The sequence below is a fragment of the Streptococcus sp. HMSC076C09 genome, assembly GCF_001837905.1.
In the GTDB taxonomy this organism is placed as follows: domain Bacteria; phylum Bacillota; class Bacilli; order Lactobacillales; family Streptococcaceae; genus Streptococcus; species Streptococcus parasanguinis_I.
Window position 1 is genome coordinate 167,692 of the sequence record NZ_KV834647.1, and the last position, 6,654, is coordinate 174,345.

Here is a 6,654-nt window from a genome sequence, read left to right on the forward strand (position 1 = left end):
TCTAACGAATTACCGATTTCTGTCCCACTCTCTGCTTTTTGTGTTTCTATGCTTTTAATTGTAAGAGTTCTTCAATCTCTGCTAGGGTGCTAGCTTGCGAGATGGCGCCACGGAGTTTGGCTGCACCTGAGGTACCACGGAGGTAGTGAGGGGCGAGACCACGGAATTCGCGAACGGCAATGTGCTCACCCTTGAGATTGATCAAGCGCTTCAAGTGCTCATAAGCAATCTTCATCTTGTCTTCAAAGGTCAAATCAGGCAGGATTTCTCCTGTTTCAAAGTAGTGATTGATTTGGTTGAAGAGGTAAGGATTGCCCATGGCTGCACGGCCGATCATGACCGCGTCGGCACCGACTTCTTCAATCCGTTGTTTGGCGTCTTGCACCGTCCGGATGTCCCCATTAGCAATAAATGGAATCTTGGTCAGAACTTGTGCAACCTTGTGAAGGGTCTCAAGATCCGCATGCCCCGTATACATTTGCTCCCGAGTTCGCCCATGCATGGCAAGGGCAGAGACACCCGCAGCTTCGGCAGCGAGGGCGTTCTCAACTGCTAGGGAAGGATCCGACCAACCCGTCCGCATTTTAACAGTGAGGGGGATATCGAGGACGGATTGAACCTTATTGATGATGGAGTAGATCTTGTCTGGGTCCTTGAGCCACATCGCACCAGCCTCGTTCTTGACGATTTTATTCACCGGGCAACCCATGTTGATATCGACGATATCGGTCTTGGTATTTTCTTGGATAAATTCAGCTGCGCGTGCCAGGCTATCTTCGTCACTTCCAAAGAGTTGGATCGATACAGGGTTTTCTCCTTCATCGATATGGAGCATGTGAAGCGTCTTTTCATTGTTGTACTGGATTCCCTTGTCAGAGACCATTTCCATCACAACGAGCCCTGCCCCCAGTTCTTTGGCAATGGTCCGGAAAGCTGAGTTGGTCACTCCGGCCATTGGGGCTAGGACGGTACGGTTAGGGATTTCGACATCCCCGATCATAAATGGCGTATTAAGATTTGTCACGAATGAGTTCCTCCAAGTCATTTTCGTCAAAGTGGTAGTGTGTTTGGCAGAATTGGCAGGTAATCTCTGCACCGTGATCTTCATCTTTCATCTCTTCTAGATCACTAGCTGGCAGACTTGCTAAAGCGTTCAAAAAGCGCTCACGGCTGCAGTCGCACTGGAAGCGAAGTTCTTCTTCAGAGAGGCGTTTGAAAGGTTCATCCCCATAGATAGCGGCAAGAAGAGCTTCAATATGGTCTTCAGATTCCAAAAGTGTGGAGATGGCAGGCATTTCTTGGATGCGTTTTTCAAAGCGCGCGATTTCTTCTTCCTTGGCATTTGGCAAGACCTGGAGCAAGAAGCCACCCGCCACTTTAACCTTATCTTCGTCATCCAACAGAACATTGAGTCCAACTGCAGATGGTGTTTGTTGGCTTTCTGTCAGATAAAAGGCCAGGTCTTCTCCGATTTCACCGGTTACAAGAGGGGTCATGGAGTTATAAGGATTTCCCGTACCATAATCTGTGATGACCAAGAATTCTCCGTTTCCGACAAATGGTCCGACCAGAACTTCACCGGTCGCGGTTTTCTTGATATCCACTCCAGGATTCTGCACGTAGCCTTTCACATTTCCCTTGGTATCTGCCACGGTGATGATAGCTCCGAGTGAGCTAGTCCCAAGGACTTTGACCGTAATTTTAGTTTCTCCTTTCTCGTTTGCCGCCAAGATTTGGCTGGCAATGAGGGTACGGCCAAGTGCGACCGTGGAGCTAGCTTGTGTATGATGTTTTTCTTGGGCTGTTCGTACAGTTTCTGTACTGTCTAGTACATAAGCACGAAAAGCACCACTTTCTGAGATAGTTTTAATAATTTTGTCCATACCTACTATTTTAGCACAAATCAAGCAAAGTGGGGACAAGGAGAATTCCGAAAATCAGTCGTTTCAGAAGAAGGACGAGAAGAAAAGAAAATTCCGAACGTTATTTCTAGAAAGAAGCAATTTCCAAGTAAAAGACGAGTTTCATAGAGAAGTTGGTTTAAAAAGAAAGGAGAAAAATAAACGATAGCCGAGTGGATCTTGAAAAAACATTAAAAATTGCTTATAATAGAGTGTAAGACAAACTTGCAGGTGAGACTCCTGCCCTTAGTTTGAAGAAAGGCATAGATAGGCAACTATCTATGGTATATGAAAAAGAATTATGACATCAGTTGTTGTAGTAGGAACCCAATGGGGTGATGAAGGAAAAGGGAAGATTACAGACTTCCTATCAGCCAATGCAGAAGTCATTGCTCGCTATCAAGGTGGGGACAATGCCGGGCACACCATCGTAATCGACGGCAAAAAGTTCAAGTTGCACTTGATTCCTTCTGGTATCTTCTTCCCTGAAAAGATCTCTGTCATCGGAAACGGCGTGGTGGTCAACCCTAAATCATTGGTCAAAGAGTTGGCTTATCTTCATGAAGAAGGTGTGACAACGGACAGTTTGCGCATTTCAGACCGTGCCCATGTCATCCTTCCTTACCATATCGAATTGGACCGTCTCCAAGAAGAGTCTAAAGGCGACAACAAAATCGGAACGACCATCAAAGGGATTGGACCAGCCTACATGGACAAGGCTGCGCGTGTGGGAATCCGGATCGCGGACCTTTTGGACCGCGACGTCTTTGCGGAACGTCTTCGTATCAACTTGGAAGAAAAGAACCGTCAATTTACCAAACTCTATGATGCAGAGGCTCTGTCATTTGACGATATCTTCGAAGAATACTATGAATATGGTCAACAAATCAAGCAATATGTAACCGATACTTCTGTTATCTTGAACGATGCTTTGGATAACGGCAAGCGCGTGCTCTTTGAAGGAGCCCAAGGGGTTATGTTGGATATCGACCAAGGAACCTATCCATTTGTAACCTCTTCAAACCCAGTCGCAGGTGGGGTGACCATCGGATCAGGTGTCGGCCCAAGCAAGATCGACAAGGTTGTCGGTGTATGTAAAGCCTATACCAGCCGTGTTGGTGATGGCCCATTCCCTACGGAACTCTTCGATGAAGTGGGTGATCGGATCCGTGAAGTCGGCCATGAGTATGGGACAACAACCGGTCGTCCTCGTCGTGTTGGTTGGTTTGACTCAGTTGTCATGCGCCATAGCCGTCGCGTGTCAGGAATTACCAACCTTAGCTTGAACTCGATCGACGTTCTGTCCGGCTTGGATACAGTGAAAATCTGTGTAGCCTACGACTTGGATGGGGAACGCATCGACCACTACCCAGCAAGCTTGGAGCAACTCAAACGTTGCAAACCAATCTATGAAGAATTACCAGGCTGGTCAGAAGACATCACAGGTGTCCGCCACTTGGATGAGCTTCCAGAAAATGCCCGCAACTATGTCCGCCGTGTCGGTGAATTAGTTGGTGTGCGCATTTCAACCTTCTCAGTCGGACCAGATCGTGACCAAACCAATATCCTTGAAAGTGTGTGGTCTAGTTTATAAGCAAATGAAGATAAGAGAGTGGGACAGAAATCGGTCATTCGTTAGAATTCGATTTCATCGTCCCACCTCCGCACAGTTGAGTAGGGCTGTAAAAGCTGATGAAATCAGCGTAGTAGAGCCCACTCAACCACTGCGTCTTGCTCGACAATCCAAAGAAAATTGAGAGGCTAGGATTTTTGTCCCAGCCTCTTTTTGAAAGCAGAAAGAGGAAAAAATGTATCAAACGATTTTATTTGACCTAGACGGCACCTTGACCAATTCAGAACTAGGGATTACCAACTCGGTGGCCTATGCCTTAGGAAAATATGGGATTCAAGTGCCAGACAAGAAAGCATTGAGAGTTTTCATTGGTCCGCCCTTGCAGGAGTCTTTTGAGCGCTTTTATGGATTTTCTAAGGAAGAATGTTTAAAGGCCATTGACTACTATCATGAGTATTTTTCCGAAAAAGGCATTTATGAAAATGAGGTCTATCTAGGCGTTCCTGACTTGCTGGCTTCTCTCAAGCAGGCTGGCAAACAGTTGATTGTAGCTACGTCAAAGCCTGAAGAATTTTCCATTCAAATTCTCAAACACTTTGGTTTGTATGATTATTTTGACTTTGTCGCTGGTGCGACCATGGATAGAAAACGTAGTAAAAAAAGCGATGTTATCCAGTATGCCTTGGAGCAAAATGGGATTACAGATTTGGCGCATACCATCATGATTGGAGACAGGGAGCACGATGTGCTTGGCGCTCAAGCGCAAAAGCTTGATTCTATCGGTGTCCTTTATGGCTTTGGAAGCAGGGAAGAATTGGAAGAAGCCGGCGCCACCTATATTGCTCAAGAAGTTGGCGAAATTGCAGCTTTTATAGGATAACCTTTTCCAAAATATTAAAAGTTGGAACTTTTCTAATCTGCTGAATATTGCTTGATTTAATATTTCTATCGGTGTACACTTACTGCAGGTTAAGTCACACAGATTAAGAGGTGATAATATGAATTTGTCACGATATATATTAAAATATAGTACTGATGATGGTACGTTGTATTTTAATACTAAAACCAATCATTCATTTTTTCTTACGAATGAATTGAATAGAGTAGTCGACAGCAATGATGTGATTAGGAAAGAGTTTCATGCTTATCTTGATAAAAATAAATATTTAAGTGAGGGTGAGTATGAGGTCGAAAAGTATCTATCTAAAATAAGCGATACAGATGCTGAATTATTGGAACTAACAATTTTGACACATGGAGATTGTAATTTTCGGTGAAGGTTAAAGTGAATAACAAATTCGATGACAAAATGAATGCTAAACCTAGAGTATTTAACTATAATTGTGATTGTAAATAATCACGATTTTAAATAAATTAGAGAAGAGGGTTGTGCTAGCCCTCTATTTTGATGGATGATAATTATGAGAAATATTTATAAGTACATTGATAAGAAGTATCTTTTTCCTATTTTTTTAGGGCGTATTGTGAATAGTGGTTTGGTGTTGGCGCAACCTCTGATTTTAACGAAGGCCTTGAAGTTAGATCAAGACGGCCTTTCTTATGGAAAAATTCTCAATTTTGTTTTATTTGGTTTGTCTGTCTATCTTGTTATTTATAGTCTGATGCTGTTTTCAAACTATTCGCACAATATATTCCGAAGAGAAATCAACAAAAGTGTCCGTGCCCTTTTATTTAAGAAAGTCATATTGAATCCTAAATTTTCCAATGATGAAAAAGTTAGTCTGCTAACTCAAGATATGGAATATGTGGGCGATAATTATTTGGAAAATATAAATGTTATGGTGAGTTGGGGATTTGTCGCCCTTGTTACAGCCATTTATATTGTTTCACAAAATTTTCTCTTAGGACTTATTTTTGTCATTTTTACGATTATGAGACCTATTCCTCAGTTCATCATGAATCGTCGTTTACAAGATTCGGGAGACAGCTGGTCCAAGCTTAGAACGAAATTACATGGGCTTGTCTCGGATAGTATGCAAGGCAGCCAAACCTTACGGATTAATCAGGCCATGAGGCTGAATGAAGAGCGCGTGAATGATTTAAACGGAGAATATCAAAAAGCCATCCAAAGATTTTGTTTCACACATAATATTATTTTTTTCTTTAATGGATTTATGGTCTTTTTTAGTCAGGTTGTTCCTCTTGCTTTAGGCTTTTATTTGAGTTTACAGGGAAATTCTATTTCTATTACAAGCCTCATCTCTATGTATGTTGCTGCGGGGATGCTGGTAGAACCGATCCAAACTCTGATGTACAGTGCAGCCAATCTCCAAGGTGCCTTGCCGACTGCGAACCGCCTGTTTAAGATTATCGAGGAAGAACCTGATTTCGAAGAGACAAAGGATCAATTTGTTGAAAATCTCGAATCGTTGCGCTTAAATCATATTTCAAAAAGTTTTGCTGAACGTCAGCTTTTTTCTGATTTGACGGCGACGATTTCAGTAGGTCAGAAGGTCTTAATCAAAGGACCGAGCGGGTCTGGAAAGACGACTCTTTTTCGCTTGATTTTAGGAGAAGAAGTATGTGATGAGGGTGACATTTTCGTTCAGTATGATGGAAATCAAATAACGAGTCATTTCCAAGGGAATATCGGTTTAATTAGCCAGCATCCCTTCCTGTTTAACGATACTATCCGCTATAATCTAACTTTTGGTCAGCCTTTTCAGGACCATGAATTATTGGAGGTATTGGACCGAGTTGGCTTAATAGATGAATTTCAGGATATTTTGAATGTAGAAATTCATAATAATGGTGAAAACATTTCAGGAGGTCAGCGTGTCAGATTAGAGTTGGCTCGTTTTCTCTTACGCGAGAAGGATATTTTATTAGCGGACGAAGTGACATCAGCTTTGGACGAAAAAAATAGTCGTCTGGTTAGAGACCTAATCTTTTCTTTGCCGATCACGGTACTAGAAATAGCCCATCATATTGATGAAGAAGAGCGCTATGACCAAATCCTTGAGTTACGTAAAGGATGAGCGATGCCACAATAGTTGGTTCTGCGACAAAGCGGATAGTAGTAAGCCAGCAATTTGTCAGATATTTTTGAGATTCTAAGTGGTGATATTTCCAAAATCATCAATACTCAGAGAACTTAAGCTTTATTTAAGATAGGCCAGCTATACTAGAAGCATAAACAAAGACCTCCTAACTTTGTTT

At 42.6% G+C, this 6,654-nt stretch carries 6 protein-coding genes; 4 read left to right on the forward strand and 2 right to left on the reverse strand.

From position 1 onward, the window contains the following. Window positions 1-46: 46 nt before the first annotated feature. Window positions 47-1,024 (reverse strand): tRNA dihydrouridine synthase DusB, encoded by a 978-nt coding sequence (gene dusB, locus HMPREF2704_RS07680; protein ID WP_070675800.1) that lies wholly within the window; start codon window positions 1,022-1,024, stop codon window positions 47-49. Beyond that, window positions 1,011-1,883, reverse strand: coding sequence for an Hsp33 family molecular chaperone HslO (hslO, locus tag HMPREF2704_RS07685; protein ID WP_070675798.1), 873 nt, complete (start codon window positions 1,881-1,883; stop codon window positions 1,011-1,013). Before hslO ends, dusB begins: the two co-directional genes overlap by 14 nt. Window positions 1,884-2,202: 319 nt before the next feature. Here hslO and HMPREF2704_RS07690 point away from each other — a divergent pair, with 319 nt between their 5' ends. The 4 genes from HMPREF2704_RS07690 to HMPREF2704_RS07705 all read left to right on the forward strand — a co-directional run bounded on the left by HMPREF2704_RS07690 (window position 2,203) and on the right by HMPREF2704_RS07705 (window position 6,473). Beyond that, window positions 2,203-3,495: an adenylosuccinate synthase gene (locus tag HMPREF2704_RS07690; protein WP_003014816.1), complete on the forward strand. Its 1,293-nt coding sequence runs from the start codon at window positions 2,203-2,205 to the stop codon at window positions 3,493-3,495. Window positions 3,496-3,709: 214 nt separating this feature from the next. Continuing rightward, window positions 3,710-4,354 carry an HAD family hydrolase gene (locus tag HMPREF2704_RS07695; RefSeq protein ID WP_070675796.1) on the forward strand — a complete coding sequence of 215 codons (645 nt, stop codon included), beginning with the start codon at window positions 3,710-3,712 and terminating at the stop codon, window positions 4,352-4,354. Window positions 4,355-4,472: 118 nt separating this feature from the next. After that, entirely contained in the window at window positions 4,473-4,751 is a 279-nt protein-coding gene (locus HMPREF2704_RS07700) for a hypothetical protein (RefSeq protein WP_003009004.1), read from the forward strand. Window positions 4,752-4,895: 144 nt separating this feature from the next. Next, on the forward strand, window positions 4,896-6,473 hold the full coding sequence (locus tag HMPREF2704_RS07705) for an ATP-binding cassette domain-containing protein (protein ID WP_003016812.1): 1,578 nt from the start codon (window positions 4,896-4,898) through the stop codon (window positions 6,471-6,473). Window positions 6,474-6,654: the final 181 nt, after the last annotated feature.